23 protein-coding genes and 1 tRNA gene are annotated in these 25,247 nt (G+C 71.5%); 17 read left to right on the top strand and 7 right to left on the bottom strand.

From position 1 onward, the window contains the following. The 4 genes from ACFYWG_RS16140 to ACFYWG_RS16155 form a co-directional block, all read right to left on the bottom strand. Positions 1 to 788, bottom strand: a 788-nt coding sequence (locus tag ACFYWG_RS16140) for a 2-oxoacid:acceptor oxidoreductase family protein (RefSeq protein WP_389201845.1), incomplete at its 3' end; no start/stop codon positions are given. 216 nt (positions 789 to 1,004) lie between these two features. Further along, positions 1,005 to 1,664 (bottom strand): LuxR C-terminal-related transcriptional regulator, encoded by a 660-nt coding sequence (locus ACFYWG_RS16145; protein ID WP_383509895.1) that lies wholly within the window; start codon positions 1,662 to 1,664, stop codon positions 1,005 to 1,007. Between the two features lie 333 nt (positions 1,665 to 1,997). Then, positions 1,998 to 3,359, bottom strand: coding sequence for a sensor histidine kinase (locus ACFYWG_RS16150; protein WP_383509890.1), 1,362 nt, complete (start codon positions 3,357 to 3,359; stop codon positions 1,998 to 2,000). 206 nt (positions 3,360 to 3,565) lie between these two features. Next, entirely contained in the window at positions 3,566 to 4,789 is a 1,224-nt protein-coding gene (locus ACFYWG_RS16155) for a sensor histidine kinase (RefSeq protein ID WP_376329147.1), read from the bottom strand. 240 nt (positions 4,790 to 5,029) lie between these two features. Here ACFYWG_RS16155 and ACFYWG_RS16160 point away from each other — a divergent pair, with 240 nt between their 5' ends. The 12 genes from ACFYWG_RS16160 to ACFYWG_RS16215 all read left to right on the top strand — a co-directional run bounded on the left by ACFYWG_RS16160 (position 5,030) and on the right by ACFYWG_RS16215 (position 17,336). After that, entirely contained in the window at positions 5,030 to 5,437 is a 408-nt protein-coding gene (locus ACFYWG_RS16160) for an NADH-quinone oxidoreductase subunit A (RefSeq protein ID WP_376329150.1), read from the top strand. Then, complete coding sequence (locus ACFYWG_RS16165) at positions 5,428 to 6,159, top strand: NADH-quinone oxidoreductase subunit B (protein WP_389201848.1); 732 nt, start codon at positions 5,428 to 5,430, stop codon at positions 6,157 to 6,159. Before ACFYWG_RS16160 ends, ACFYWG_RS16165 begins: the two co-directional genes overlap by 10 nt. After that, positions 6,156 to 7,814, top strand: coding sequence for an NADH-quinone oxidoreductase subunit C (locus tag ACFYWG_RS16170; protein WP_389201850.1), 1,659 nt, complete (start codon positions 6,156 to 6,158; stop codon positions 7,812 to 7,814). Before ACFYWG_RS16165 ends, ACFYWG_RS16170 begins: the two co-directional genes overlap by 4 nt. Continuing rightward, positions 7,811 to 8,779, top strand: coding sequence for an NADH-quinone oxidoreductase subunit H (locus tag ACFYWG_RS16175; protein WP_383509880.1), 969 nt, complete (start codon positions 7,811 to 7,813; stop codon positions 8,777 to 8,779). The genes ACFYWG_RS16170 and ACFYWG_RS16175 overlap by 4 nt, the downstream gene beginning before the upstream one ends. Positions 8,780 to 8,781: 2 nt before the next feature. Beyond that, complete coding sequence (locus ACFYWG_RS16180; protein ID WP_383509877.1) at positions 8,782 to 9,453, top strand: NuoI/complex I 23 kDa subunit family protein; 672 nt, start codon at positions 8,782 to 8,784, stop codon at positions 9,451 to 9,453. Further along, complete coding sequence (locus tag ACFYWG_RS16185) at positions 9,450 to 10,325, top strand: NADH-quinone oxidoreductase subunit J (protein WP_389201853.1); 876 nt, start codon at positions 9,450 to 9,452, stop codon at positions 10,323 to 10,325. Before ACFYWG_RS16180 ends, ACFYWG_RS16185 begins: the two co-directional genes overlap by 4 nt. Then, positions 10,325 to 10,741 carry an NADH-quinone oxidoreductase subunit NuoK gene (gene nuoK / locus ACFYWG_RS16190; RefSeq protein WP_385419719.1) on the top strand — a complete coding sequence of 139 codons (417 nt, stop codon included), beginning with the start codon at positions 10,325 to 10,327 and terminating at the stop codon, positions 10,739 to 10,741. Before ACFYWG_RS16185 ends, nuoK begins: the two co-directional genes overlap by 1 nt. Next, positions 10,738 to 12,732, top strand: coding sequence for an NADH-quinone oxidoreductase subunit L (locus ACFYWG_RS16195; protein WP_389201855.1), 1,995 nt, complete (start codon positions 10,738 to 10,740; stop codon positions 12,730 to 12,732). The genes nuoK and ACFYWG_RS16195 overlap by 4 nt, the downstream gene beginning before the upstream one ends. 6 nt (positions 12,733 to 12,738) lie before the next feature. Next, the gene (locus ACFYWG_RS16200) at positions 12,739 to 14,313 is read left to right on the top strand and encodes an NADH-quinone oxidoreductase subunit M (protein ID WP_389201857.1); all 1,575 of its coding nucleotides are present in this window, start codon (positions 12,739 to 12,741) and stop codon (positions 14,311 to 14,313) included. Continuing rightward, positions 14,310 to 15,833 carry an NADH-quinone oxidoreductase subunit N gene (locus ACFYWG_RS16205; protein ID WP_376329171.1) on the top strand — a complete coding sequence of 508 codons (1,524 nt, stop codon included), beginning with the start codon at positions 14,310 to 14,312 and terminating at the stop codon, positions 15,831 to 15,833. The genes ACFYWG_RS16200 and ACFYWG_RS16205 overlap by 4 nt, the downstream gene beginning before the upstream one ends. Before the next feature lie 250 nt (positions 15,834 to 16,083). Continuing rightward, positions 16,084 to 16,947: a zinc metalloprotease HtpX gene (gene htpX / locus ACFYWG_RS16210; RefSeq protein ID WP_383509859.1), complete on the top strand. Its 864-nt coding sequence runs from the start codon at positions 16,084 to 16,086 to the stop codon at positions 16,945 to 16,947. Continuing rightward, positions 16,944 to 17,336, top strand: a complete 393-nt coding sequence (locus tag ACFYWG_RS16215; RefSeq protein WP_383509856.1) for a YccF domain-containing protein — start codon at positions 16,944 to 16,946, stop codon at positions 17,334 to 17,336. Before htpX ends, ACFYWG_RS16215 begins: the two co-directional genes overlap by 4 nt. Positions 17,337 to 17,747: 411 nt before the next feature. Here the strand turns inward: ACFYWG_RS16215 and ACFYWG_RS16220 are convergent, their stop codons facing one another. Then, on the bottom strand, positions 17,748 to 19,025 hold the full coding sequence (locus ACFYWG_RS16220; RefSeq protein ID WP_389201861.1) for an APC family permease: 1,278 nt from the start codon (positions 19,023 to 19,025) through the stop codon (positions 17,748 to 17,750). A gap of 206 nt (positions 19,026 to 19,231) precedes the next feature. Here ACFYWG_RS16220 and ACFYWG_RS16225 point away from each other — a divergent pair, with 206 nt between their 5' ends. Then, positions 19,232 to 19,498 (top strand): GlsB/YeaQ/YmgE family stress response membrane protein, encoded by a 267-nt coding sequence (locus ACFYWG_RS16225; protein WP_376329182.1) that lies wholly within the window; start codon positions 19,232 to 19,234, stop codon positions 19,496 to 19,498. Between the two features lie 194 nt (positions 19,499 to 19,692). Here ACFYWG_RS16225 and ACFYWG_RS16230 read toward each other — a convergent pair whose 3' ends face one another. Continuing rightward, positions 19,693 to 20,181 (bottom strand): YajQ family cyclic di-GMP-binding protein, encoded by a 489-nt coding sequence (locus tag ACFYWG_RS16230; RefSeq protein ID WP_383509850.1) that lies wholly within the window; start codon positions 20,179 to 20,181, stop codon positions 19,693 to 19,695. Between the two features lie 221 nt (positions 20,182 to 20,402). On the opposite strand from ACFYWG_RS16230, the gene ACFYWG_RS16235 reads away from it, so the two are divergent. After that, a tRNA-Tyr gene (locus ACFYWG_RS16235) sits at positions 20,403 to 20,484 on the top strand. A gap of 392 nt (positions 20,485 to 20,876) precedes the next feature. On the opposite strand, the gene ACFYWG_RS16240 is transcribed toward ACFYWG_RS16235, so the two are convergent. Next, positions 20,877 to 21,281 carry a hypothetical protein gene (locus tag ACFYWG_RS16240; protein ID WP_389201865.1) on the bottom strand — a complete coding sequence of 135 codons (405 nt, stop codon included), beginning with the start codon at positions 21,279 to 21,281 and terminating at the stop codon, positions 20,877 to 20,879. Positions 21,282 to 21,624: 343 nt separating this feature from the next. Between ACFYWG_RS16240 and ACFYWG_RS16245 the strand changes: the two genes are divergently transcribed. From ACFYWG_RS16245 to rox, 3 genes are all read left to right on the top strand, one after another. Next, a complete protein-coding gene (locus ACFYWG_RS16245) occupies positions 21,625 to 22,467 on the top strand; it encodes a phosphotransferase (protein WP_383509572.1) in 843 nt (280 codons plus the stop codon). 640 nt (positions 22,468 to 23,107) lie between these two features. Next, a complete protein-coding gene (locus ACFYWG_RS16250) occupies positions 23,108 to 23,308 on the top strand; it encodes a DUF6355 family natural product biosynthesis protein (protein WP_385419738.1) in 201 nt (66 codons plus the stop codon). 426 nt (positions 23,309 to 23,734) lie between these two features. Then, positions 23,735 to 25,168, top strand: a complete 1,434-nt coding sequence (rox, locus tag ACFYWG_RS16255; protein WP_389201868.1) for a rifampin monooxygenase — start codon at positions 23,735 to 23,737, stop codon at positions 25,166 to 25,168. Positions 25,169 to 25,247 lie beyond the last annotated feature (79 nt).

Consider the following 25,247-nt stretch of genomic DNA (forward strand, 5'->3'; position numbering starts at 1 on the left):
GAGATGTTGCGATACACCCCCGGCGGGAACGCCGTCGCCGCCGGAGCCACCTCATAGGAGACCGCGAAATCCTCCGTCGTCTCACCGAAGTTCCATCCCGCCCGGAACGCCGCGATGTTCGCCGCCGCGATCTGCGGCTTCTTCGCGAACTTGGCACGCAGAAACTTCTCCGTGCCCTCGGTGGGCCGGTGATACATCCAGCTCAGCAGACCCAGCGCGAACATGTTCTTGCTGCGCTCGGCCTCCTTACGGCTCAGATCGAACTCCCGCAGCGCCTCCACCGTCAACGTCGTCAACGGCACCGGATGCACGCTGTAGCCGTCCAGCGAACCGTCCTCCAACGGACTGGCCGCATAGCCGACCTTCTGCATAGCCCGCCGCGTGAACTCATCGGTGTTCACGATGATCTCCGCGCCGCGCGGCAGGTCCCCGATGTTCGCCTTCAACGCCGCCGGATTCATCGCCACCAGCACGTTCGGCGCGTCACCGGGCGTGAGGATGTCATGGTCGGCGAAATGCAACTGGAACGACGACACACCCGGCAACGTCCCGGCAGGCGCCCGGATCTCCGCCGGGAAATTCGGCAGCGTCGACAGGTCGTTGCCGAACGACGCCGTCTCCGAGGTGAAACGGTCACCGGTGAGCTGCATACCGTCACCCGAGTCACCCGCGAACCTGATGATCACCCGGTCGAGACGACGGACGTCCTTCGCCCCCACCGCTTTGCGCTGTTCTCCTACGACAGTTTCGTCGGCCTGCTCCGCTGGGCTGCTGACCTGGCTGGTCACTGAACTGGACCTCCCTCGAGGCGGCTGTCCCGGACAGGCCTTCCCGCAGGCCTCCCTGGATCAACCCTACGACCGCGCGGGTCGCGTTCCTGGGGTCATTTGCATGTTGGACACGACATCGAGCCCCTCCCGCGTACCCGCCCTGCCTGGTTTGTGCAGGTGGTGCCGCTGCTGGAGACGCTCGTGCGCGGTCTTCCGGTTCGGTGCACCGCCCCGTCAGGAGTTGAGGTACGTCAGCACGGCCAGCACCCGGCGGTGGTCCCCCTCGCTGGGGGACAGCCCGAGCTTGAGGAAGATGTTGCTGACGTGCTTCTCCACGGCCCCGTCACTGACCACCAGCTGCCGGGCGATCGCCGAGTTCGTGCGCCCCTCGGCCATCAGCCCCAGCACCTCGCGCTCCCGCGGGGTGAGCCCCGCCAGCACGTCCTGCTTGCGGCTGCGGCCCAGCAACTGGGCGACCACCTCCGGGTCCAGGGCCGTACCGCCCCCGGCCACCCGGACCACGGCGTCGACGAACTCCCGTACCTCGGCCACCCGGTCCTTCAGCAGGTAGCCGACGCCCCGGCTGGAGCCCGCGAGCAGCTCCGTGGCGTACCGCTCCTCCACGTACTGCGACAGCACGAGCACGCCCAGGCCCGGGTGGGCCTTGCGCAGCTGCACCGCCGCCCGCACCCCCTCGTCGGTGTGCGTGGGCGGCATCCGCACGTCGGCCACGACCACGTCCGGCAGCTCGCCCTGCGCGTCCAGCTCGGTGATCGTCTTGACCAGCGCCTCACCGTCGCCGACGCCCGCGACGACGTCGTGCCCGCGGTCGGTCAGCAACCGGGTCAGGCCCTCCCTGAGCAGCACTGAATCCTCGGCGATGACGACCCGCACCCTGTCCTCCACGATGTTCGGCCCCCCTGGCCCCGACGCCGCCCGTCCGCGGGCCCCGACGGCCCCGCGCCCACCCGGGCGACGGGTCCAGCATTTCAGGACCGGCGCCCGGATGGGACACGGGACGGGCATCCGGCCCGGCGGAATCGCGTGGAGGGAGGGCGTGCTCGTCGCCGGACCGGGGGGAGGAGGATCCTGCGGGGCTCGCCGCTCTTGGGGGGACGCCGGGCGGCGCCTGCCCCCTTCCGTGCCGGAGGAGGCAGGCGCCGCCGGGTCCTGCTGGTCAGTGGTCCGGGGCGGGTGCTCCTCGTTCCACCGGACGCACTCGGGGGGTCACCGGAGCCGCGCGCCCCGCCACGGCAGTTCCGCCGTCACCCGGGTCGGCCCGCCTGCGGGGGAGTCCACGACGAGGATGCCGTCGACCGCGTCCAGCCGTTCGGCCAGGCCCGCCAGGCCCGATCCGGCGGACACGTCCGCGCCGCCCACGCCGTTGTCCACGACCTGCAGCATCAGCCGGTTCTCCGTGCGCCAGACCTCCACGCCCGCCCAGGTCGCCCGCGCGTGCTTGCTGACGTTCTGCAGCAGCTCCGACACCGTGAAGTACGCGATGCCCTCGATCGCCGGCGCCGGCCGCTCCGCGAGGTCCACCTCGACCTGCACCGGCACCGTGCAGCGCGACGCCACCGCGGACAGGGCCGCGTCCAGTCCGCGGTCGGTCAGCACCGCCGGGTGGATGCCCCGGGCCAGGTCCCGCAGCTCCTGCAACGCCGTCTTCACCTCGCCGTGCGCCTCGTCCACCATCCGCGCGGCCGCATCCGGGTCCTCCTGCAGCTTCTCCTTCGCCAGCCCCAGGTCCATCGCCAGCGCCACCAGCCGGGCCTGCGCACCGTCGTGCAGGTCCCGCTCGATGCGCCGCAGGTCGGCCGCCGCCGTGTCGACCACGACCCCGCGGTCCGACTCCAGCTCCACCACCCGCGAGACCAGCCGCGACGGCCCGAGCAGCCCGTGCACCATCAGCCGGTCCACCATCGTCAGGGCCCGCACGATCCACGGCGTGGCGATCGTGAACAGCAGCCCCACCAGGGCGGTCACCGTGATCTCGAACGGGTTGTCGAGGTACACCCGGTGCGTCTCGTCGCCGTACAGCTGGATCCCGTCCTGCCCGGTGTACATGGGGAACACCCAGCACCACAGCGGGTACGTCAACAGCCCCCAGCCCAGCACCCACACGTTCACGGCGACGACGAAGGAGAAGATCGCCCAGGGCAGCTGGAGCACCGAGTACAGCAGGGCCCGCCAGGAGGTGCCGCTCTTCAGGACGGCCCCCATCCAGGCCATGGCGCCCCGCTTGCGCACCCGCAGCGGCTCCGGCTCGGCCACGTCCAGGCCCAGCAGCGCCCGCGCCCGGGCCCGCTCCACCGTGCCGATGCCGCGGCACCCGGCGAGCGCCGCCGCCAGCACCGGGATGCCGAGGAACGTCACCAGCAGGCCCGCACCCAGCGAGACCATCGTGACCGCGTAGGTGAACAGCAGCACGCTGATCGGCAGACTCAGCAGCACGTAGCCCAGCTCTCGCCAGGTGCGGCCCTCGACCGGCGCCCGCAGTACGGCGGGCAGCCGGTGCCGCCGCTCGGTGCTCCCGCGGAACCCGGCCTCGCCGTCGAGCCCGTACCCCTGTCCGTATCCCGTGGCCATCGGCGCCGTCCTTCTCCTCGTCCTGCGGCTGTTCCCTCGTACCTCCACCCTCCTCGTCCGCGCGCCCGCGGACCATGAAGGCCGTCGGCGTCTTGGACGGGGGGTTTTCCCCACCCCAGGGGAGGAGCCGGCCGCACGAGGGGGCACGGGCATGCGCGAGGCCCCGCCGGTCAGGAACCGGCGGGGCCTCACCGAAGCGGGGCTTGCTAGTCGGAGGGGGCTGTTCCGGCGGCGGTGTCCCGCTCGCGCCAGGGCAGTTCCGCCGTGACCGTCGTCGGACCGCCCTCCGGGGACTCCAGGACGAACAGGCCGTCGACCGCGTTCAGCCGGTCCGCCAGCCCCCTCATCCCCGTACCGCCGTCGACGCTCGCGCCGCCGCGGCCGTCGTCCCGCACCTGGATCAGCAGCCGGTCGTCCGTCCGCCACACCTCGACCGAGGCCGACCTCGCCCGGCTGTGCTTGCTGACGTTCTGCAGCAGCTCCGAGACGGTGAAGTAGGCGATGCCCTCGATGGCCGCGGCCGGACGCGCGGGCAGGTCGACCGTCACCTTCACCGGGACCGTGCAGCGCGTGGCGACCGACGACAGGGCCGCGTCCAGTCCGCGGTCGGTGAGGACCGCCGGGTGGATGCCCCGGGCCAGGTCCCGCAGTTCCTGCAGCGCCAGCTTCACCTCGCCGTGCGCCTCCTCGACCATCGCCGCCGCGGCGTCGGGGTCCTCCAGCACCTTCTCCTTGGCCAGGCCCAGCCCCATCGCCAGGTTGACCAGCCGGGCCTGCGCCCCGTCGTGCAGATCCCGCTCGATGCGCCGCAGGTCGGCCGCCGCCGTGTCGACCACCACCCCCCGGTCCGACTCCAGTTCGGCGATGCGCCGCTCCAGTTCGTCGGAGGGCGACAGCAGCGCCCGCACCATCGCCCGGTCGGCGTTGGCCAGCCCGCGCGCGATGAACGGCAGCACCGGCCACAGCACGAACAGCGAGGCCGTCGTCACGGCGAAGGTCAGCACCCCCCACGGCAGCCGGATGAACTCGTAGAGCACCGTCCGCCAGCCCACCGGGTCCTTCAACTGCATCCACAGCCGCTGGAAGAAGCCGCCCCCGCCGCGCAGCCGCAGCCGGCTCGGCTCCTCCACCCGCACGCCGAGCAGCGCCCTGGCCCGGGCCCGCTCCAGCCGGCCCAGCTGCCGCGCCCCGATCAGCCCGGCCGCCAGCAGCGGGAACCCGACCACCGTGACGGTCAGTCCGAACCCCGTGAACAGCACCGTCACGACGTAGGTGAAACCGAGCAGCGACACCGGGAGGTTCGCCAGGAGATGCGCGATCTCCTTCCAGGTGTGCCGGTCGTAGGCGAAGCGGGGCGGCGGCGGGTGGCCGTCCTGCCCGGCTGCCCCCGCGGCCGCCTGCGCGCCGGGGGACGGGAAGCGTTCGGTCATGTGCGTAAGCGTGCCCGGCCGCGGACGGCCGCGCCATGAGGTGTGCCGCCAGGATCCCCTGAGGAAAACCCCACCCCCGTGATCCCGGCGGTGACGGGCTGCTTACCCTGCCTTTATCAGGGCCTAGACTCCCGTGCGTACAGATCGCCGAACGACGGCGTGCGTGTTTCCGGCCTCCCGCCGGGGTACCGCGGGACCGTCACAGGAACCAGTACGAGTTTCAGGGAGCGAGGGACGGACGTGCCGGAACCGACCGTCGTCACCACGACCGTCGTCGCGGCGGACTACTTCCGGGCCTACTCGGTCGTCGGCCTGCTCGCCGTCGTCGGCGTGCTCTTCGTCGCCGTCGCCTTCGGGGCCGGCCGCCTGCTGCGGCCCGTGGTCCCGACCCCCGAGAAACTGCTGACGTACGAATGCGGCGTCGACCCCGTCGGCGAGGGCTGGGCCCACACCCAGGTCCGCTACTACGTCTACGCGTTCCTCTACGTCATCTTCGCCGTCGACTCGATCTTCCTGTTCCCCTGGGCGACCGTCTTCGCCGCCCCCGGCTACGGCGCCGCGACCCTGGTCGAGATGTTCGTCTTCCTCGGCTTCCTGGCCGTGGGCCTGCTCTACGCCTACAAGAAGGGCGTCCTGGCATGGACGTGACCCCCGAGCCCGTACTGCTGCCCGAGCCCCGGCGGCTCGGCACCCTCGCGCGCCTCGCGCCCGAGCCGATGAAGGTGATCCTCAACTGGGGCCGCCGCTACTCGCTCTGGGTCTTCAACTTCGGCCTCGCCTGCTGCGCGATCGAGTTCATCGCCGCGTCCATGGCCCGCCACGACTTCATCCGCCTCGGCGTCATCCCCTTCGCGCCGGGCCCCCGCCAGGCCGACCTGATGGTCGTCTCCGGCACGGTCACCGACAAGATGGCCCCGGCCGTGAAGCGCCTCTACGAGCAGATGCCCGAGCCGAAGTACGTCATCTCCTTCGGCGCGTGCAGCAACTGCGGCGGCCCGTACTGGGACTCGTACGCCGTCACCAAGGGCGTCGACCAGATCATCCCCGTCGACGTCTACGTCCCCGGCTGCCCGCCCCGGCCCGAGGCGCTCCTGCAGGGCATCCTCAAGCTCCAGGAGAAGATCGCCCGGGAGTCGCTCGGGGAGCGGTACGGCGACAGTCCGGCCCGTCCTTCGGCGGCGGCTCTGCAGAGCGGGTTGGTCCGGCCGCCGGGGGCGGATTCCGGTGCGGCCGGGTCTGGGTCTGGCTCCGCTGATGGGGCTGGCTTCGGGTCCGGGTCCGGGTCTGGGTCTGGCTCTGCTTCCGGGGCCGGCTCCGGGTCCGGGTCTGGGGCTGCTGATGGGGCTGCGTCCGGGGAGGAGGGTCGATGACCGCGGTCGGCTGGCTGCCCGCCGACACCGGCGAACTCTTCGGTCCCGACGCCACCGCCGAGGAGTCCTACGAGGTCCTCACGGTCGACGTGCCCCCGGCCGCCTGGATCTCCGCTCTGGAGACCGCCCGCGACCGGCTGGGCTGCACCTACTTCGACTGGCTGAGCGCCGTCGACGAACCGGGCACCGGCTTCCGCGTCGCGGCCCACGTCGCCGCGCTGTCCCCGCTCCGCCGCCTCCTGCTGCGGACGACGGTCCCGCACGAGGCCCCCACCCTGCCTTCGGCCATCGGCGTCTACGCCGGCGCCGCCTGGCACGAACGCGAGACGCACGAGATGTTCGGCGTCACCTTCGAGGGCCACCCGGCGCTGGACCACCTCCTGCTGCCCGACACCTTCGAGGGCCACCCCCTGCGCAAGGACTTCGTCCTGGCCGCCCGCGTCGCCAAGGCATGGCCCGGTGCGAAGGAACCCGGCGAGTCCGAGCACGGCGGTCCCAAGCGCCGCCAGATGCTCCCGCCCGGTGTGCCCGACCCGAACGAATGGGGCCCCCTGAAGGGCCAGCTCCCCCCGGCTCCGGCGCGTCCGGCCAGGGGCGCTCGTGCGGCGGGCGAACGCCCTGCCCGCACACCCCGTGCCGCAGGCGAGCGCCCGGTGCGGCGCACGCGCTCGGCGTCGGAGGGCTCGGCGAGCCAGGGACCTGCGGTTGCGGCCGGTTCCGCCACGGCGGAAGCCGCGGGCCTCGGCGGTTCCACCGCCGCGACGGGCACTGCTGCCGCGAGCGGTTCCGCCGCCGCGTCGGAGGCCGCTGGGCGGGTCGCTCAGGCGGGTGCTGCCGCCGACAAGGGTGGTGCGGGCATCGCCGGTGGTGCCGCCGGAGCCGGTGGCGCTGGCGACTCGGGTGCTGCTGGTGACTCGGGTGGTGCTGCGGACTCCGGTGGTGCCGCTGACTCGACTGGTGCCGCGGGCGTGGCCGGGGCCGGGTCGGGAGCTGCCGAGTCGGCGACTTCCGCGAGCGGGGAAACCCCGAGTGCCCCGGCCACCGGGGACCCCGCCGCGTCGACGGGCCCGCGCCGGGCCCGCAGCGCGAGTGAAGGCTCGGCGTCCCAGCGCACACGGCCGGCTTCCTCCGCCGGGCCGCGCCGTTCGCGCAGCGCGTCGGAGGGCAGTGCGAGCCAGCGCTCCGCCCCGCCGGCCGGGACCGGGGACGACCAGGGCACCGCCACCCCGACCGGCGGCCCCAACCGGGCCCCGCGCAGCACGGACGCCCCCTGGCACCACGCCCGCCCGGCCTTCGACGAGCCGGAACCCGAGCGGCCGAACACCACAGGGGACATCGCAGGCGACCCCGTAGGCGACCCCACAGGGGAGACCGCAGGAGACACCGCAGGTGACCCCACCGGGGAGACGGCGCGGCCGGCGGCGGACGAGGTGAAGCCCGGCGAGCCGCGCGACGGCGCGAGCGCTGCCGGCGAGGCGAAGCCGCGTGACGGCCGGCAGCCCGCCGACGAGCCCACCACGCCCGACAGGCCCGGCACGCCCGACGGCCCCCGATCCGGGCCCGAGGCCGACCCCGACCCCCGCCCTGATTCCCCCGATACCCCCGATACCCCCGAGACTCCCGATACCCCGGATTCCGCAGGAGGCCCGCGGTGAACGACGTGCTCGACGTCATCCTGCGACTCCTGATCGTCTTCGTCGTCTTCCTCACCTTCCCCCTGATCATCGGCCAGACCGAACACAAGGTGATGGCCCACATGCAGGGCCGCGTCGGCCCCATGTACGCCGGCGGCTTCCACGGCTGGGCCCAGCTGATCGCCGACGGCGTGAAGTTCGCGCAGAAGGAGGACGTCGTCCCCGCGGGCGCCGACCGCCGGATCTTCCAGCTGGCCCCCGCCGTCGCCCTCCTGCCCTATCTCCTCGTCCTGCTCGCCATCCCCGTCGGACCGGACGAGGGCGCCGTCGGCCAGGTCGTCGACGCGGGCGTCTTCTTCGTCCTGGCCGTCATGGGCGTGGGCGTCCTCGGGTCGCTCATGGCCGGCTGGGCGTCCGCGAACAAGTTCTCCCTCCTCGGCGGCCTGCGCACGGCCGCCCAGCTCCTCGCCTACGAACTGCCCATGCTGCTGACCGCCGCCTCGGTGGCCATGGCGGCGGGCACCGTCTCCCTCCCCGGCATCCTCGACGCCTTCGAGTGGTGGTGGCTGCCCTGGCAGATCGTCGGCGCGATCGTCTTCTTCGTGGCCGGGCTCGCCGAACTCCAGCGCCCGCCCTTCGACATGCCCGTCGCCGACTCGGAGATCATCTTCGGTGCCTACACCGAGTACACAGGCCTCCGCTTCGCCCTCTTCCTCCTCGCCGAGTACGCCGGGATCGTCGTCCTGTGCGGTCTGACCACCGTCCTCTTCCTGGGCGGCTGGCACGGCCCCTGGGGTGCCGACGGCCTCGGCTGGGTCTGGACCCTGCTGAAGACCGCCGTCCTCGCCTTCCTCGTCATCTGGCTGCGCGTCACCTACCCGCGCCTGCGCGAGGACCAGCTCCAGAAGTTGTCCTGGACCCTTCTCGTCCCCCTCGCCCTCGCCCAGATCGCCCTCACCGGCGTCGTCAAGGTGGTGATCCAGTAACCATGGCCCCCATTCCAGGAAGTGGCCTGGCCAAGGGCCTGGCCGTCACCCTCCGCACGATGACGAAGAAGTCCGTCACCGCGCACTACCCGGACGTCCAGCCCGAGCTCCCGCCCCGCTCCCGCGGTGTGATCGGCCTGTTCGAGGAGAACTGCACGGTCTGCATGCTGTGCGCCCGCGAGTGCCCCGACTGGTGCATCTACATCGACTCCCACAAGGAGACGGTCCCGCCCGCGGCCCCCGGTGGCCGCGAGCGCAGCCGCAACGTCCTCGACCGCTTCGCCATCGACTTCGCCCTGTGCATGTACTGCGGCATCTGCATCGAGGTGTGTCCCTTCGACGCCCTGTTCTGGTCCCCGGAGTTCGAGTACGCCGAGACCGACATCCGTGACCTCACCCACGAGCGCGACAAGCTCCGCGAGTGGATGTGGACCGTCCCGGCCCCGCCCGCCCTCGACCCCGGCGCGGAGGAACCCAAGGAACTCGCCGCCGCCCGCAAGGCCGCCGACAAGCTCGCCGCCCAGCAGGCCCCGCCCGTCACCGAACCGCACGCCGACGAGCAGGCCCGCGCCGCCGAGCAGCCCACCCGCGCCCACGGCGACTCCCAGCAGCAGGTGGACGGACCCGGACCGGGCTCCGACCGGCCCGAGCCGGGGCAGGGGGGCACCGCGTGACCGTCTCCGCAAGCGCCGCCCAGGCCCAGCTCCTGGCGCACTCCGCGACGGCCGCCGCCGAGACCCGCGGCTTCCTGTCGCCGAGCGGCGTCGAGATCGCCTTCCTCCTGGTCGGCCTGGTCACCTTCGGCGCCGCCCTCGTCACCGTCACCACCCGGCAACTCGTGCACGCCGCCCTGTGGCTCGTCGTCGCCCTCGGCGGTCTCGCCGTCGAGTACCTCCTGCTCACCGCGGAGTTCATCGCCTGGGTGCAGGTCCTCATCTACGTCGGTTCCGTCGTCGTCCTCCTCCTGTTCGGCCTGATGCTCACCAGGGCCCCCATCGGCCGGTCACCGGACGCCGACTCCGGCAACCGCTGGGCCGCCCTCACCGTGGCCGTCGCCGCGGCCGCCGCCCTGGTCTGGGTCGTCGTCGACGCCTTCCGCACGACCTGGATCGACCTGGACGGCCCCGCCGCCGGCTCCACCGAGGTCACCGGGGCGAGCCTCTTCCAGAACTGGGTCCTCCCCTTCGAGGCCCTCTCCGTCCTCCTCCTCGCCGCCCTCGTCGGCGCGATCGTCCTCTCCCGCAAGTCCAAGGCCGAGGCGGCCTCCACGGCCGACCCAGCCACCAGGGCCGCAGCAACCGCCAAGCCCGGACCGCCCGCCAAGCCCGGACCGCCCGCTCAGGCCGGACCGACCCCCAGGGCCGGAGCAACCGCCACGGCCGGATCCACCTCGAGTGCCGGACCGACCCCCAAGGCCGGATCCACCCCGAGTGCCGGAGCAACCGAGGCCGCCGGGGCGTCCGGGTCCGAGAAGACGAGCGAAACCGACGCGCCCTCGTCGGACACCGGGCGCACCCCCCGCCGTGGCACGGAAGGGACCCGCTGATGCACCTCGCCTATCCCGCCGTGCTCTCCGCCCTCCTCTTCTGCACGGGCCTGTACGGCGTCCTCGCCCGCCGCAACGCGATCCTGGTCCTGATGTCGGTCGAGCTGATGCTCAACGCCGTCAACCTCAACCTGGTCGCCTTCGACGTGTGGCTCAGCAAGGCCGCCGAGGAGACCCTGCACTCCGGCCAGGCCCTGACCTTGTTCACCATCGCCATCGCCGCCGCCGAGATCGGCATCGGACTGGCGATCGTCCTCGCCGTCCACCGCAACCGCGGCACCGCGGACATCGACAAGCTCCGCGACACCGCCGAACGGCATCACCCCGACGGCCCCGACGGATCCGGCCACGACGGCCACGACACCGACACCCCCGGCCCGACCGGCGAGGCCCAGAAGGCTGAGGCCACCGCGTGACCACGACCACCCTCGCCGTCCTCGTCCCCCTCCTGCCGTTCCTCGGCGCCGTCGCCGGCCTGCTCCTGGGCCGCACGGCCCCCGGCTTCGCGCGCCCGCTCGCCGTCCTGCCGACCCTCACCTCCCTGGTCCTCGCCGCGCTGGTCGCCGCCCGCCAGGGCGGTGGCCCGGCCGTCGACTCGGCCACCGAGCTGACCCCGACCGGCTCCGTGCCGATCGAGCTGGCCCTGCACATCGACGGCTTCGCCGCTCTCGTCGCCGTCCTGGTCGGCCTGGTCGCCTCCTGCGTGCAGATCTACTCCACGGGCTACCTGCGCGACGACCCGCGCTACCCCTCCTACGCCGCCCTCGTCTCCCTGTTCACCTCCGCGATGCTGCTGGTCGTCTACTCCGGCGATCTGATGGTGCTGCTGGTCGGCTGGGAGGTCATGGGCATCTGCTCCTACTTCCTGGTCGGCCACTACTGGGAGACCCCGGAGGCCCGCGCCGCCTCCCTCAAGGCCTTCCTGGTCACCAAGCTCGGCGACGTCCCCTTCCTGATCGGCCTGTTCGCCCTGGCCACCGACGCGGGGTCCTTCCGCATCACCCGCATCCTCAGCACCGTCGCCGGCGGCGGGCTGGACCACCCGACGGTGATCGCCCTGCTGCTCCTGGCAGGTGTGGCGGGCAAGTCGGCGCAGTTCCCGCTGCACACCTGGCTCCCCGACGCGATGGCGGGCCCGACCCCCGTCTCCGCGCTGATCCACGCCGCGACGATGGTCGCCGCCGGTGTCTACTTCATCGCCCGTCTCCTCCCGGTCTTCGAGGCCTCGCAGGCCGCGATGGTGGTCATGGCCGTCATGGCCGCCGTCACCATGGCCGGCTCGGCGCTCGCCGCGCTCGCCCAGGACGACATCAAGCGCGTCCTCGCCTACTCGACGATCGGGCAACTCGGCTACATGACCGGCGCCCTCGCCGTCGGCGACCGCGGCGCCGCCGTCTTCCACCTCCTGTCCCACGGCGCCTTCAAGGCGCTGCTGTTCCTCGCCGCAGGCGTGATCATCCACGCCGCCGGCACCAACTCGCTGGCCGCCATGTCCCGCATGGGCCACCTGCGCGACCGCGTCCCCGACGCCTACTGGACGATGACCGTGGCGCTGCTCGCGCTCGCCGCGATCCCGCCGTTCAGCGGCTTCTTCTCCAAGGAGGCCGTCCTCGGCGTCGCCGAGCACGTCGTCACCGGGCACACCGAGCACGCCCCCGCCGCGGCGGGCTGGATCGTCCTGGTCGCCGGTCTGCTCACGGCCGTGCTCACCGCCGCCTACGCCGCACGCCTGTGGCTGCTGGCCTTCCGCGGCCGGGGTGCGGAGGCCCCCGACCACGGCCGACAGCCGCTCACGATGACCGTCGTGCTGTGGGTGCTGGCCGTGCCCTCCCTTGCTCTCGGCGGGTTCGCCTTCCGGCTGCTGCCCGACTGGTTCGACGGCCGCGACCTCGGCCCGACCCTGACCACCTCCGTGCTCGGCACGGGTCTCGCCCTGGCCGGCGGCATCGTCACCTACGCCGCCTGGCGGCACACCGCCGCACGCGCGGCCCGCTTCCCGCTGGGCGCCGTCGCGGCCCACCCCGAGGGCGACGCCGCCCGGGTCGAGGCCGAGGCCATCGCCAGCCACGAGCCGGCCTACGGAGACATCGCCCAGGCACCCGACCCCGCCGACCCGGGACGGCTCCTGCTCGGCCCCCTGCACCGGCACGCGGCCGCCGGCTTCCACCTGGACGCCGTGTACGCGGCCCTCTTCGTCCGCCCGGTCCAGGCCGGAGCGAGCCTCGTGCGGTTCCTCGACCGCGAGGTCGTCGAGACCTATGTCCGCGGTGCGGGTGCGCTGCCCCGCTGGCTCGGCGCCGCCGTACGGCGCACCCAGACCGGCAACGTCCAGACCTATGTGAGCGCGCTGCTCGCCGGCACCGTCGTCCTCGCGGTCGCCGTCGTCCTCGTCGCCACGGGAGCGTGAGCAGGCGTGATCGATATCAGCGAGTCCGTGATGCAGTTCCTTCTGGCGTTCGTCGTCGTCGGCCCGCTCCTCGGCGCCGTCGCGGCTCTCCTGCCCGCCCCGCCCGGACTGAAGGGGAAGTCACCCGAGCAGGCGGTGCTCCGGCACGGCGTGACCGTCACCGGCGCCGTCCTCCTCGCGGCGATCGCCCTCGCGTTCGGCTTCGACCACGACCAGCCGTCGAAGATGCAGGCCAGCACCGACATCAGCTGGATCCCCGCACTCGACGTGCGCATCCACCTCGGCATCGACGGCATCTCCCTCCCCCTTCTGGTCCTGACCGCGCTGCTGACCTTCCTCTGCGCGCTCTACTCGTACTTCCAGATGCCGGCGGGTCCGGCCCCGAAGGCCTTCGTCGCCCTGCTGCTCGTCCTCGAGTCCGGCACGCTCGCGACCTTCGCCGTCCTCGACCTGCTGCTGTTCTTCCTCGCCTTCGAGATGGTCCTCATCCCGATGTACTTCCTCATCGCCCGCTGGGGCGGCGAGGACCGGAGCCGGGCCGCGTGGCGGTTCATCCTCTACACGCTGCTCGGTTCCGTGGTCATGCTGCTCGGCCTGCTCCTGATCGGAATCAAGGCGGGCACGTTCGACATGGTGGCACTCGCCACTGACAACGGCCGGTCCCTGACCACATCCGTGCAGGTCATCGCCGTTCTGGCGATCGGTGTCGGGCTCGCGGTGAAGACGCCGATGTGGCCCCTGCACAGCTGGCTGCCGGACGCCCACACCGCCGCCCCGACCGTCGGCTCGGTCCTGCTGGCCGGCGTCCTGCTCAAGATGGGCACGTACGGATTCGTCCGGATCCTGCTACCCGTCGCGCCCGACGGCTTCCGCACCTTCGCGCCGTACCTCGCCGCCCTGGCCGTCGTCGGCATCATCTACGGTTCCCTGGCCTGCCTGGCCCTGGCCAGACGGGGTGCGAAGGGCGACCTGAAGCGCCTCATCGCCTACTCCTCCGTCGGCCACATGGGCTTCGTCCTGCTGGGCATCGCCACCATGACCCCGACCGGCGTGAACGGCGCCCTCTTCGCCAACATCGCCCACGGCCTGATCACCGGCCTGCTCTTCTTCCTGGTCGGCGCCCTGAAGGACCGCACCGGCACCACCGACCTCGACACCCTCGCCGAGGAGACCGGCGCCGCCCTCTACGGCAAGGCCCCGCGCCTCGGCGGCCTGCTCGCCTTCGCGGCGGTGGCCTCCCTCGGCCTGCCGGGCCTCGCCGGCTTCTGGGGCGAGATGCTGGCCCTGTTCGGCGCGTTCCAGCCCGCCGAGGGCCTCAGCCGCCCCGCCTTCCTCACCTTCATGGCGATCGGCGCGTTCGGCACACTGCTGACGGCCGCGTACCTGCTGACCGTGGTCCGGCGCGTCTGCATGGGCGCCCTGCCCCAGGACACGCCCCGCCTCACCGACGTCCGCTCGTACGAGTTCGCCGCCTGGACCCCGCTCGTCGTCCTCACCGTCGTCGCCGGCCTGTGGCCCAAAGCCCTGCTCGGCCTGAGCGACCCGGCCGTCCAGCAGCTCCTCGCAGGAGGCACCCGATGAGCTCCCCGGCCCAGCCCCTGGCCGCCTCGCTGGTCCAGTCCATCGACTGGCTCGCCATCGCACCGCCCACCCTCGCGGCGGTCGTCGGGCTCGTCGTGCTGGTCGCCGACCTGTTCGTGCCCGAGCACCGCAAGACGGTCCTCGGCTGGACGTCCGTCGCAGGGCTCGCCGCCGCCACCGCGCTGCTGCTGCCCCTCCTGGACGGCGACCGCAGCACCTTCTGCCTGAACGGCGACCCCGCCGTCTGCAGCTACACGGCCGACCGCTTCACCCTGGTCATCCAGTTCCTGGTCCTCGGCGGCGCCCTCCTCGCCGCCCTGCTGTCGGTCACCGCGCTGAAGGACGCCCGCAAGGACCTGCCCGAGGGGGAGTACTGGTTCCTGCTGCTGTCCTCCGCCGCCGGCGCCGCGCTCCTGCCCGCCTCCCGCGACCTGGCCACCCTGATCGTCGCGCTCGAAGTGGCCTCTCTGCCCGCCTTCGCGCTGGTCGGCCTCAAGTACGGCGACCGCAGGTCCTCCGAAGCGGCCCTGAAGTTCTTCCTGTCCTCGGTGACCGCCACCGCCGTCAGCCTCATGGGCGTCAGCTTCCTGTACGCCTCGACGGGCACCCTCCACCTCACCCGGATCGCCGAACGCATCCAGGACGTCGACGGCCGACTCGACACGCTCGCCCAGACCGGTGTCGTCCTCACCCTGATCGGCTTCGCCTTCAAGACGGCCGCCGTCCCCTTCCACTTCTGGGTCCCCGACACCTACGTCGGCGCGCCCCTGCCCATCGCCGCCTACCTGTCGGTCATCGGCAAGGCCGTCGGCTTCACCGGCCTGATCCTCGTCACGGTCGTCGCCCTGCCGTCGTACGCCGACGTCTGGGGACCCGCCCTCGCCGTCCTGGCCGCGCTCACCATGACGGTGGGCAACGTCGGGGCGCTGCGCCAGCAGACCACGCGCGCGTACAGCGCGGTACGCCTGCTCGCCTGGTCCTCCGTCGGCCAGGCCGGCTACCTCCTGGTGCCGATCGCGGCCGCCGCGTACTCCGGGGACGCCGAGAAGTCGATCGGCTCCACCGTCGCCTACGCCCTGATGTACGGCGCCGTGAACCTGGGCGCCTTCGCCGTCGCCGCACTCGTCGGCCGCACCAAGCTGCTCAACCGGGTCGCCGACTACCGCGGCCTGTACGCCACCAGCCCCCTGTCCGCTCTGCTCCTGGCCTTCTTCCTGCTCTGCCTGGCCGGACTGCCCCCGGGCATCATCGGCCTCTTCGCCAAGGTCACCGTCTTCTCCGCGGCCGTCGACGCCGGCCTCGGCTGGCTGGCCGTGATCATGGCCGTCAACGTCGTGATCGCGCTGTTCTACTACCTGCAGTGGACGGCCCTGCTGTTCCGCGCCCCCGAGGGCGAGCCCGAGAAGCAGCGCGTGCCCGCGCCGCTCACCGCCGCGATCGCCGTCACCGGAGTCCTCGGCATCGCCCTGTCCGGTGCCCCGCAGCTGGTCCTGCGCTTCACCGACACCGGCCTCTTCTGAGCCGGACCGTCGCCCGGGTCACGCTTTCACCACGCGCGTGCGGGGAACCCGGCCCCGCACGCGTGCGTGGCGGAGCCCGCGGCCGTCACCCGTACGGCTCACGGCCGGCCCCGCGCGCACAAGGGAACTAGTGCCTCCCGCCTGGCGTTGACCAGTACGGGAGGGTCCACTGGACGTGACACCACGACACCGGTGGCACCGCAGAGACGCAAGCGAGGGTTCCCCTGCCGCACGACTTGGAGGGCGTACCGTGCACCGCCGGCACAACGGGCTCAGGACAGCAGTCCTCCTGGGGGGACTGTCCGCACTCATCATCGTCATCGGCAGCTTCTTCGGCCGCATGGGGCTCGTCATCGCCGTCCTGGTAGCGCTGGCCACCAACGCGTACGCGTACTGGAACAGCGACAAGCTGGCCCTCCGCGCGATGCGCGCCCGCCCGGTGAGCGAGTTCGAGGCCCCGCAGCTCTACCGCATGGTCCGCGAGCTCTCCACCCAGGCCCGCCAGCCCATGCCGCGCCTGTACATCTCCCCGACGGAGGCGCCCAACGCCTTCGCCACGGGCCGCAACCCGCGCAACGCCGCCGTGTGCTGCACGGACGGCATCCTGCGCCTGCTGGACGAGCGTGAGCTGCGCGGCGTCATCGGCCACGAGCTGAGCCACGTCTACAACCGCGACATCCTCATCTCGTCGGTCGCCGGCGCCCTCGCCTCCGTGATCATGTTCCTGGTCAACTTCGCCTGGCTCATCCCCATCGGGCGCTCCGACGACGACGACGGCCCCGGTCTGCTCGGCATGCTGCTGATCATGCTGCTGGGCCCGCTCGCCGCCTCCGTCATCCAACTGGCCATCAGCCGCTCCCGGGAGTACCAGGCGGACGCCTCGGGCGCCCAGCTCACCGGCGACCCGCTCGCCCTGGCCAGTGCCCTGCGCAAGCTCGAGGTGGGCACCAAGCAGCTGCCGCTGCCGCCCGAGCCCCGCATCGAGACGGCCAGTCACATGATGATCGCGAACCCGTTCCGTCCCGGCCAGGGCCTTTCCCGGATGTTCTCCACACACCCGCCGATGGCGGATCGCATCGACCGGCTCGAGAAGATGGCAGGTGGGAACCAGTGAGGACCGTACTCAACGTCATATGGCTCGTTTTCAGCGGCTTCTGGCTGTTCCTCGCCTACATGGCGGCGGGCCTGCTCCTGTGCATCACCATCATCGGCATCCCGTTCGGCGTCGCGGCGTTCCGCATCGGCGTCTACGCCCTGTGGCCCTTCGGGTACACGACCGTCGAACGCCGTGACGCCGGCGCCCCGTCCTGCGTGGGCAACGTGCTGTGGCTGGTCCTCGCGGGCTGGTGGCTCGCCCTGGGCCACATCGTCACCGGCATCGCGCTGTGCCTCACGCTCATCGGTATCCCGCTCGGCATCGCCAACTTCAAGCTGATCCCGGTCTCGCTGCTGCCGCTGGGCCGCGACATCGTGCGGACGGACGAGCCGTTCGCGGTCCGCTGACGCCGGATCGACGGCCTGGTTTTTCCACAGGCGGAGGGTTGTCCACAGCCTCGCCCGCCCGCCGTCGCCGGTCTGCATCATGAACCCATGACCGCGCACGAGCAGTTGCCGACCGAAGTGACCACCACGACCCCCGACGTGCCCCCGCGAGGCCCGACTTCGCGCTCCGGCGCGGGCCCACGGCGCGCAGGACCGCCTGCCCTCCAGCCGGCTCGTGCAAGGGCCTGCAGGCAGCCGCCCGCCCAACGGACGGGCTCCCTCTCCAGATAGCGGGCCGCCGTCCTCTGTCCGCGACCCGCGGGCACCGCTCTCGCGGCCCGGCAGCGCCCCCACGGCTCAGCCCTACTCATCCCCGACGACGCTGCGCTCCGCGATCCACCACGCCCCATCGGCGCGACGACCGCTACCGGCTCAACCGCCCCCGCCCGCAGCCCCGGGCACGGAGCCGCTCCCGCCCCACCGTCGCCGCACCCCGTACGCGGCGGCCCCCACCGCCAGCACCACCGTGCCCACGGCCACGGACACGCCGGGCAGTGCGAACGCCAGCACCACGCACCCGACCAGCCCGACCACCGGCACCAGCCGTGCCACCGGCGACGCATCGAGCGTCCACGCCGAGGCGTTGGCCACGGCGTAGTACGCCAGCACACCGAAGGAGGAGAACCCGATGGCGCCCCGGACGTCCACCGTGGCGGCCAGGACTGCGACCACCGTGCCCACCGCCAACTCGGCCCGGTGCGGCACCCGGAACCGAGGATGCACCGCGGCCAGCGCACCCGGCAGATGCCGGTCCCTGGCCATGGCCAGTGTCGTCCTGGACACCCCCAGGATCAGCGCGAGCAGGGAACCCAGCGCGGCCACGGCGGCCCCGACCCGCACCACCGGCGCGAGCCCGGGCACCCCGGCGGCCCGCACCGCGTCCGCCAGCGGCGCCGTCGCGCTCCCCAGCCCGCCGGACCCCAGCACCGAAAGGACAGCCACCGCCACGCAGACGTACACGACCAGCGCGATGCCCAGGGCCAGCGGAATCGCCCGCGGGATCGTCCGAGCCGGGTCGCGGACCTCCTCGCCCAGGGTCGCGATCCGGGCGTACCCCGCGAACGCGAAGAACAGCAGCCCGGCCGCCTGCAGCACACCGTCGGCCCCGCCCGACGCCCCGATGTCGAGCCGCCCGGCGTCGGACTCACCCGACAGCAGGCACACGACCACCACGGAGGCGAGGACACCCAGGACCACCGCGACGATCACCCGGGTGAGCCACGCGGACTTCTGCACACCGCCGTAGTTCACCGCGGTCAGCGCCACCACGGCCGCGACGGCCACCGCGTGCGCCTGCTCCGGCCAGACGTACGCCCCCACGGTGAGCGCCATGGCCGCACAGGAGGCCGTCTTCCCGACCACGAACGACCAGCCCGCGAGGTACCCCCAGAACTCCCCGAGCCGCTCGCGCCCGTACACGTACGTGCCACCGGACGCCGGGTACCGGGCGGCGAGGCGAGCCGACGACATGGCGTTGCAGTAGGCGACCACCGCGGCGACGGCGAGCCCGAGGAGCAGGCCCGATCCGGCCGCGCGGGCCGCCGGCGCCAGTGCGGCGAAGATCCCCGCACCCACCATCGAACCGAGCCCGACCACGACGGCGTCGCCCACACCCAGGGTGCGGCGCAGTTCTGAACCGGAGGCTGTCACGCATCGCACCCTACTGATCGACGCAACTGAGCGACGCAACCGGTGGATGTCCCTCGGACGTCCTCCCCACCAAGACGGGACGACCAGGCGCGCCGACGACGACGCGGGTGGGACGCCCGTGGCACCACCCGCGACCCCGGCCCGCCGGGAACAGGATCACCGGTCCGAGGCCGTACGGGCACAGCGTGAAAGGGCAGGTTCACGGCATGACCATCGTCAGCTGGATCATCCTGGGACTGTTGGCCGGAGCCATCGCGAAGTTCCTGCTGCCGGGCCGCGACCCGGGCGGTCTCATCGGCACGACCCTGATCGGCATAGCGGGCGCGTTCATCGGGGGCTGGATATCGGCCCGCTGGATGGACCACCCGATCACCAAGGACTTCTACGACGGCACGACCTGGGCCGCGGCGATCGGCGGGTCGCTGGTGCTGCTCATCGCCTACCGTCTCTTGTTCGGCCACTCCCGGGACTGACCCGCGCGGGCGCCCACCCAGCCCGACGGGGGGCGGGGCGAGCGCCGTCGGGCACAACAAGAAGGGCGGGCGCCCGGCAGACGCCCACCCTTGCTCATGTCCACCCGGGCCGGACGAACGAACGACGACCGAACCGGGGGCGGAGACCGGAAGACCGGGAGACCGGAAGGCCGCAAGGCCATCAGGTCGGAGGCCTACCGGTAGTTCACGAACTGCAGCGCGAAGTCGAAGTCCTTGCCCTTCAGCAGGGTGATGACGGCCTGCAGGTCGTCACGGCTCTTGGAGCTGACCCGCAGCTCCTCGCCCTGCACCTGCGCCTTGACGCCCTTGGGGCCCTCGTCACGGATGGTCTTCGCGACCTTCTTCGCGTTCTCCTGGGAGATGCCCTCCGTGATCGACGCGAAGATCTTGTACTCCTTGCCGGAGAGCTGGGGCTCGCCCGCGTCCAGGGCCTTGAGCGAGATGCCCCGCTTGATCAGCTTGGACTGGAAGACGTCGAGGATGGCCTTCACCCGGTCCTCGGAGTTCGCCTCCATGAGGATCTTCTCGCCGGACCACGAGATCGAGGCACCCACGCCCTTGAAGTCGTAGCGCTGCGAGATCTCCTTGGCGGTCTGGTTGAGTGCGTTGTCGACCTCCTGCCGCTCGACCTTCGAGACGATGTCGAAACTGGAGTCGGCCATGTCCTGTGGCTCCTTGTATCGGGGTGCGTGTCGTGCGTACGGCGTGTGTGGGGGTGGCGGCAGGACCCGTCCGGGTCCCGGGCCGCATCCGGACAAGCCTAGCCACCCCCCGCCCTCCGAGCGCAGATCAATCGGGTGGCGAAGCACCCCTCCACATCGGGTATTGTTTACGTCGTTGCCACGGAGCGCCGCGGAAAGCGGCTCGACGGGCAGCAACCCCCGGCGGTGTGCCCGAGCGGCCAAAGGGAGCAGACTGTAAATCTGCCGGCTTCGCCTTCCCAGGTTCGAATCCTGGCGCCGCCACCCTAAAGGGAATCGGCCCCTGACCAGCAAGTTTGGTCAGGGGCCGTTCTCGTTTCCGGCTTACGCCAGTGTCCGCGCTCCCCGCTGTTCCCCGCCCGTCTTGGCACGACCGTGGCACACGACGTGAGCTTGATCATGCGGCGGCGTTCCGCGCCTGCTTCCTTGATCGGCGGTACTGATGCCACTTGGGCGCGAGCTCACCGCACGCGGTCACCCAGACGGCAAGAACAGCACAAAAGGCGATACTCTCGCGCTCCCCAGTGAGCTGGCACACCGCCCAGAGGGCTGGCGTCGTGATCAGCCAGGCTGCGAGCAGCTGTCTGGCCTCCGCCACCAGCGCGCATTCTTCAGCTGTCCTCCGGCTGAACGGGTGCAGTAGGCGCGCGCCGACTTCAGTCGACCGCGATCGTGCAGTACTCGGAGGGGACGGCGGCAAGTTCACACGCGGCAGCATCCTGCTCGCCCTCAGTTCGGTGTTGCTGCAGATACGCCGCTGTCGCACGCGTCCCTGCACCGAAACAGGTCGGATTCTGCACCACCATCAAGCTGAGGATCTTCACCTTGGTCGACTCCACCGCCCAACTTGCACTCACGGAGTCGGCGTAGTCGGCATCGCGGTACTCCCGCTGCTTGTGCTTCCGGAACTGGCCAGCCCGCTTTTCGAAGTCCTCGTTAGCCTGCTGGCATGTCGCAGACCGCTCGGACGCGCCGTCGTGTCGCGTCGCCCCGACGGCATAGCCGCCCAAGGCGAGCGTGACTGCTCCTGCGCTGACCAGCGCGATCACCGAACGCTTCATGGTCGGGGATCGTATACGCCCAGGTGAGGCCACTCGCCACCAGTGTCGTAGGGGCGGCTTGACGAGCAGCGAGGCCAGTCCCGTCTCGCTCAGTGCGTCCTTCCGGGCTTTCGCTCGCATCTCTGCGCAGCCGGTCTCCTCTAGGACTTGTCCGGCCGATCATGTCGGAGCCAGATGACCAGGGCTGCCGCTGTGGTGGTGCCGAGGTAGACGTAGCCGCGCTTGTCGAAGCGGGTGGCGGCCGCGCGGGACTGTTTGAGCCGGTTGATGCTCCGCTACGAAGACATCAGGGGCATCGCTGCTGTCGCCAGACATGTGCGACTCAATGATGAGGGAGAACGGTATGGAGCCATTAGAACTCCACCACGCAGTTGAGGCAGGGCGGGCGACTGCTTCGGAGCTGGGCCTTCAGGTCGACGATGCGCTCGTCATCCACAACTCGGACCGCGCCGCGCTGCGCCTGGTCCCCTGTGATGTTCTGGCTCGGGTCGCACCGTGGGGGCAGCTGGCTGATTCCGAGTTCGAAGTAGAGGTTGCTCGCCGTCTCGCCGACGTTGATGCGCCGGTGGCTGAGCTCGAGCGTCGAGTCGAGCCCCGAGTCCATGTGCGTGATGCCTTCGCCATCTCGCTGTGGACCTACTACCCACCGGTGGGATCAGGGATCGCGCCAGCCGACTATGCAGACGTGCTCTTGCGGCACCACGCCGCCCTGCGGCAGATCGATCTGCACGCACCGCATTTCACCGATCGAGTCGCCGTGGCACTGAGAGAGGTGAACGACCGGGAGCAGTCTCCCGAGCTGCCCGATCCTGACCGGGCACTCCTCAGCGACACGCTCAGTGGACTGAGCACCGCGATCAGCATCGACAAAGTCGGCGACCAGCTGTTGCACGGGGAGCCTCACCCGGGCAACCTCCTGAACACGAGAAGAGGGCCGCTTTTCGTAGACCTCGCCACCTGCTGCCGCGGGCCGGTCGAGTTCGACCTCGCCCATGCGCCCGAAGACGTCGGAAAGCACTATGCGGGGGCTGACCACGACCTGATCCACCGGTGCCGCGCCCTGAACTGGGCGATGTTCTCCGCCTGGCGCTGGCGCCGAGACGACCACATGCCCGACCGGGATCACTGGAGAGTGGAGGGCCTCAACCGGGTTCGTGCGGCACTCGATCGCTGCGGACTGGGTTGAACTTGAGCCACTTGAGACAGAGGGGCTGCTGCGTCCCGATCCGCTGCGCCGTGTGCGGCAACCCGTCACGGTGCAGCGGTCGAACTCTGCCGGTCTGAGGGGCCCCTCGCCCCGTGCCCACGTCAACGACCCGGACGGGCTGCTCACTTGATCGGCCGGGCAAGTTCAGCAGGCCGTCGGGACGGCCGAGGCTGCCGGAGCGCGAAGCTGGTGATGGCTCGGTCCCGCTGACTGTGCAGCGCCTGAACGGGTGTCAGCCCCCGCCCACCCGCCTGCCTGCAGTCATAAGGCCGACCTTATCGACGGGCAGGGATCGTGCGTGGCCCCAGGTGCTGACAGCACTGACACCGCCGTGTGAGTGTTTGAGCGCTGCCCCGGCGGCCCGGGCCTCGCTCCGTGAGCCGGGCGGCGCGAGTGCCGCCTTGCGCCTCGTGCGCCGACAGCCGGCCGCAGGCAAGGGCGCCTTCCACCAGCCGAAGTCACCTCCTTCCGTCGACTCACACAAGTGAGGAACCTTTCCATGCAGAAAACCGCCAGCAAGCTCCGTCTCGCCGCGACCGCGTTCAGCGCCGTACTCCTCGCGGGCTCGGCGCTCTCCGGGAGTGCCCATGCTGCGCCTGAGGGGCAACCCCCCGCAGAGATGGGGGTCAAGGCCTGCGGCTACTACGAGACGCAGACAGACGCGTACTACGGCCACTGCGGCAGCGGCTGGGTCAAGATCCAGGTCGACATCGACTGGTGGCCGACCGACATCAAGAGGTGTGTCCCCCCGGGCGAGACCCATCTCGGCTCGACCGACGAGATCGACAACGCTTGGGCCATCGAGGGCACCTGCGGCTAGCCCCACCGGGTTCGCGTCGCGTCCCCTGTGCTGGGAAGTGCCGCGACCGGACGCCCTTGGATCCGTGAGGAGCGCCTGCGAGTCCCGTGAGGAGACGTGGCACACCTGTCGCGGAGCCCCGCGAAACGCCCACCGTCCGCCCGTCCCCGCCGACGGGTTGGACGGTGGCCCCGGACGGCAGTTACGGCACCTCGCCGATGTCCGGCGCTGCGCATACCGCAGCTCTGCGTCCCGCCTCTGGGACCCTGCAGCATCTGCCGCCTGCCCCCTGCCACCGCCCGCGGAGCGACAGGCACAAGAAAAGGCGAGGAGTCTTACTCCTCGCCACTCTCAACGTATAGCGGCAGGGGGCTCTTGCGGCAAGGCCCCCGTCGTGGCGGAGAATCCTCGGCCCGGAGCAGGAACGGGCGGAAAACGGGGGTTCGCGTGCTCGATGTGATCGTCGCTGGCGGAGGTCCGACCGGCATGATGCTGGCCGGGGAGCTGCGGCTGCACGGGCTGAACGTCGTCGTGCTGGAGAAGCTGGCCGAGCCGACCGGGCAGGCCCGAGCGCTCGGCCTCCACGTACGCAGCATCGAGATCCTGGACCAGCGCGGACTGCTGGAGCGTTTTCTCTCTCTGGGCAAGAGGATCGAGAACGGCGGGACCTTCGCCGGTCTGACCAAGCCCTGGCCGGAGAGCCTCGACACCGCGCACGGCTACATGCTCGGCATCCCGCAGACGGTCACCGAGCGGTTGCTGGCCGAGCACGCCGCCGACGCCGGAGCCGAGATCCGCCGCGCCTGCGCGCTGGCCGGGCTGAGCCACGACGAGGACGGTGTGACCGCCGAACTGTCCGACGGCACACGGCTGCGTTCGCGCTACCTCGTGGGCTGCGACGGCGGCCGCAGTACCGTGCGCAGGCTGCTCGGCGTCGGCTTCCCCGGTGAGCCCAGCCGGACCGAGACGCTGCTGGGCGAGATGGAGCTGACGGCGTCGCCTCAGGAGCTGGCGGCGGTGACGGCCGAGGTCCGTAAGACGCAGTTCCGGTTCGGTGCCATGCCGCTCGGGGCGGGGACGTACCGGGTCATCGTGCCGGCGGAGGGAGTGGCGGAGGACCGTACGGTCGCGCCGACCCTGGACGAGTTCAGGAAGCAGTTGCGGGCTTACGCCGGCACCGACTTCGGCGCGCACTCGCCGCGCTGGCTCTCCCGCTTCGGTGACGCGACCCGGCTGGTCGAGCAGTACCGCACCGGCTGCGTCCTGCTGGCCGGCGATGCAGCGCACATCCATCCGCCGACCGGCGGCCAGGGCCTCAACCTCGGCCTGCAAGACGCCTTCAACCTCGGCTGGAAACTGGCCGCGGAGGTGCACGGCTGGGCCCCCGAAGGACTGCTCGACAGCTACCACTCCGAACGCCACCCCGTGGCCGCCGCCGTGCTGGACAACACACGCGCGCAGATGCAGTTGCTGGCGCCCGAGCCGGGGGCGCAGGCCGTGCGGCGGTTGCTGGCGGAACTGCTGGACTTCGAGGTGGTGAACCGGCACCTGATCGAGAAGGTCACGGCCGTCTCCGTCCGCTACGACCTCGGCGCGGGCCACGAACTCCTCGGGCGGCGGCTGCGGGACCTTCGGCTGGCGAGTGGCCGCCTCTACGAGCGGATGCACGCGGGCCGGGGCCTGCTGCTCGACCAGACGGGCGGCGGCCGGTTGTCCCTCGTCGGCTGGGCGGACCGGGTCGACCTGGTGGCCGACGTCAGCGAGGAACTCGACGTCCCAGCCCTGCTGTTGCGCCCGGACGGACATGTGGCCTGGGTCGGTGAGGACCAACTCGGCCTGAGCCGGCAGTTGCTGAGGTGGTTCGGCGCGGCGCGCCTCTGACGCGCGGGCGGCCGGCACAGGCGGTTGGCGCAAGCGCCCGATGGAAACGCACCCTCAGCCGCGGCACCAGCAGGTGACA

The sequence above is a fragment of the Streptomyces sp. NPDC003456 genome (assembly GCF_042878735.1).
Taxonomy (GTDB): Bacteria; Actinomycetota; Actinomycetes; order Streptomycetales; family Streptomycetaceae; genus Streptomyces.

Excerpts from the sequence above, each read along its gene's own strand:
- ACFYWG_RS16245 (WP_383509572.1), top strand. The coding sequence starts at position 21,625 with ATGGAGCCATTAGAACTCCACCACGCAGTTGAGGCAGGGCGGGCGACT.
- ACFYWG_RS16180 (WP_383509877.1), top strand. The coding sequence starts at position 8,782 with ATGGCCCCCATTCCAGGAAGTGGCCTGGCCAAGGGCCTGGCCGTCACC.
- ACFYWG_RS16165 (WP_389201848.1), top strand. The coding sequence starts at position 5,428 with ATGGACGTGACCCCCGAGCCCGTACTGCTGCCCGAGCCCCGGCGGCTC.
- nuoK (WP_385419719.1), top strand. The coding sequence starts at position 10,325 with ATGCACCTCGCCTATCCCGCCGTGCTCTCCGCCCTCCTCTTCTGCACG.
- ACFYWG_RS16205 (WP_376329171.1), top strand. The coding sequence starts at position 14,310 with ATGAGCTCCCCGGCCCAGCCCCTGGCCGCCTCGCTGGTCCAGTCCATC.
- ACFYWG_RS16230 (WP_383509850.1), bottom strand. The coding sequence starts at position 20,181 with ATGGCCGACTCCAGTTTCGACATCGTCTCGAAGGTCGAGCGGCAGGAG.
- ACFYWG_RS16240 (WP_389201865.1), bottom strand. The coding sequence starts at position 21,281 with ATGAAGCGTTCGGTGATCGCGCTGGTCAGCGCAGGAGCAGTCACGCTC.
- ACFYWG_RS16225 (WP_376329182.1), top strand. The coding sequence starts at position 19,232 with ATGACCATCGTCAGCTGGATCATCCTGGGACTGTTGGCCGGAGCCATC.
- ACFYWG_RS16170 (WP_389201850.1), top strand. The coding sequence starts at position 6,156 with ATGACCGCGGTCGGCTGGCTGCCCGCCGACACCGGCGAACTCTTCGGT.
- ACFYWG_RS16150 (WP_383509890.1), bottom strand. The coding sequence starts at position 3,359 with ATGGCCACGGGATACGGACAGGGGTACGGGCTCGACGGCGAGGCCGGG.
- ACFYWG_RS16155 (WP_376329147.1), bottom strand. The coding sequence starts at position 4,789 with ATGACCGAACGCTTCCCGTCCCCCGGCGCGCAGGCGGCCGCGGGGGCA.
- ACFYWG_RS16250 (WP_385419738.1), top strand. The coding sequence starts at position 23,108 with ATGGGGGTCAAGGCCTGCGGCTACTACGAGACGCAGACAGACGCGTAC.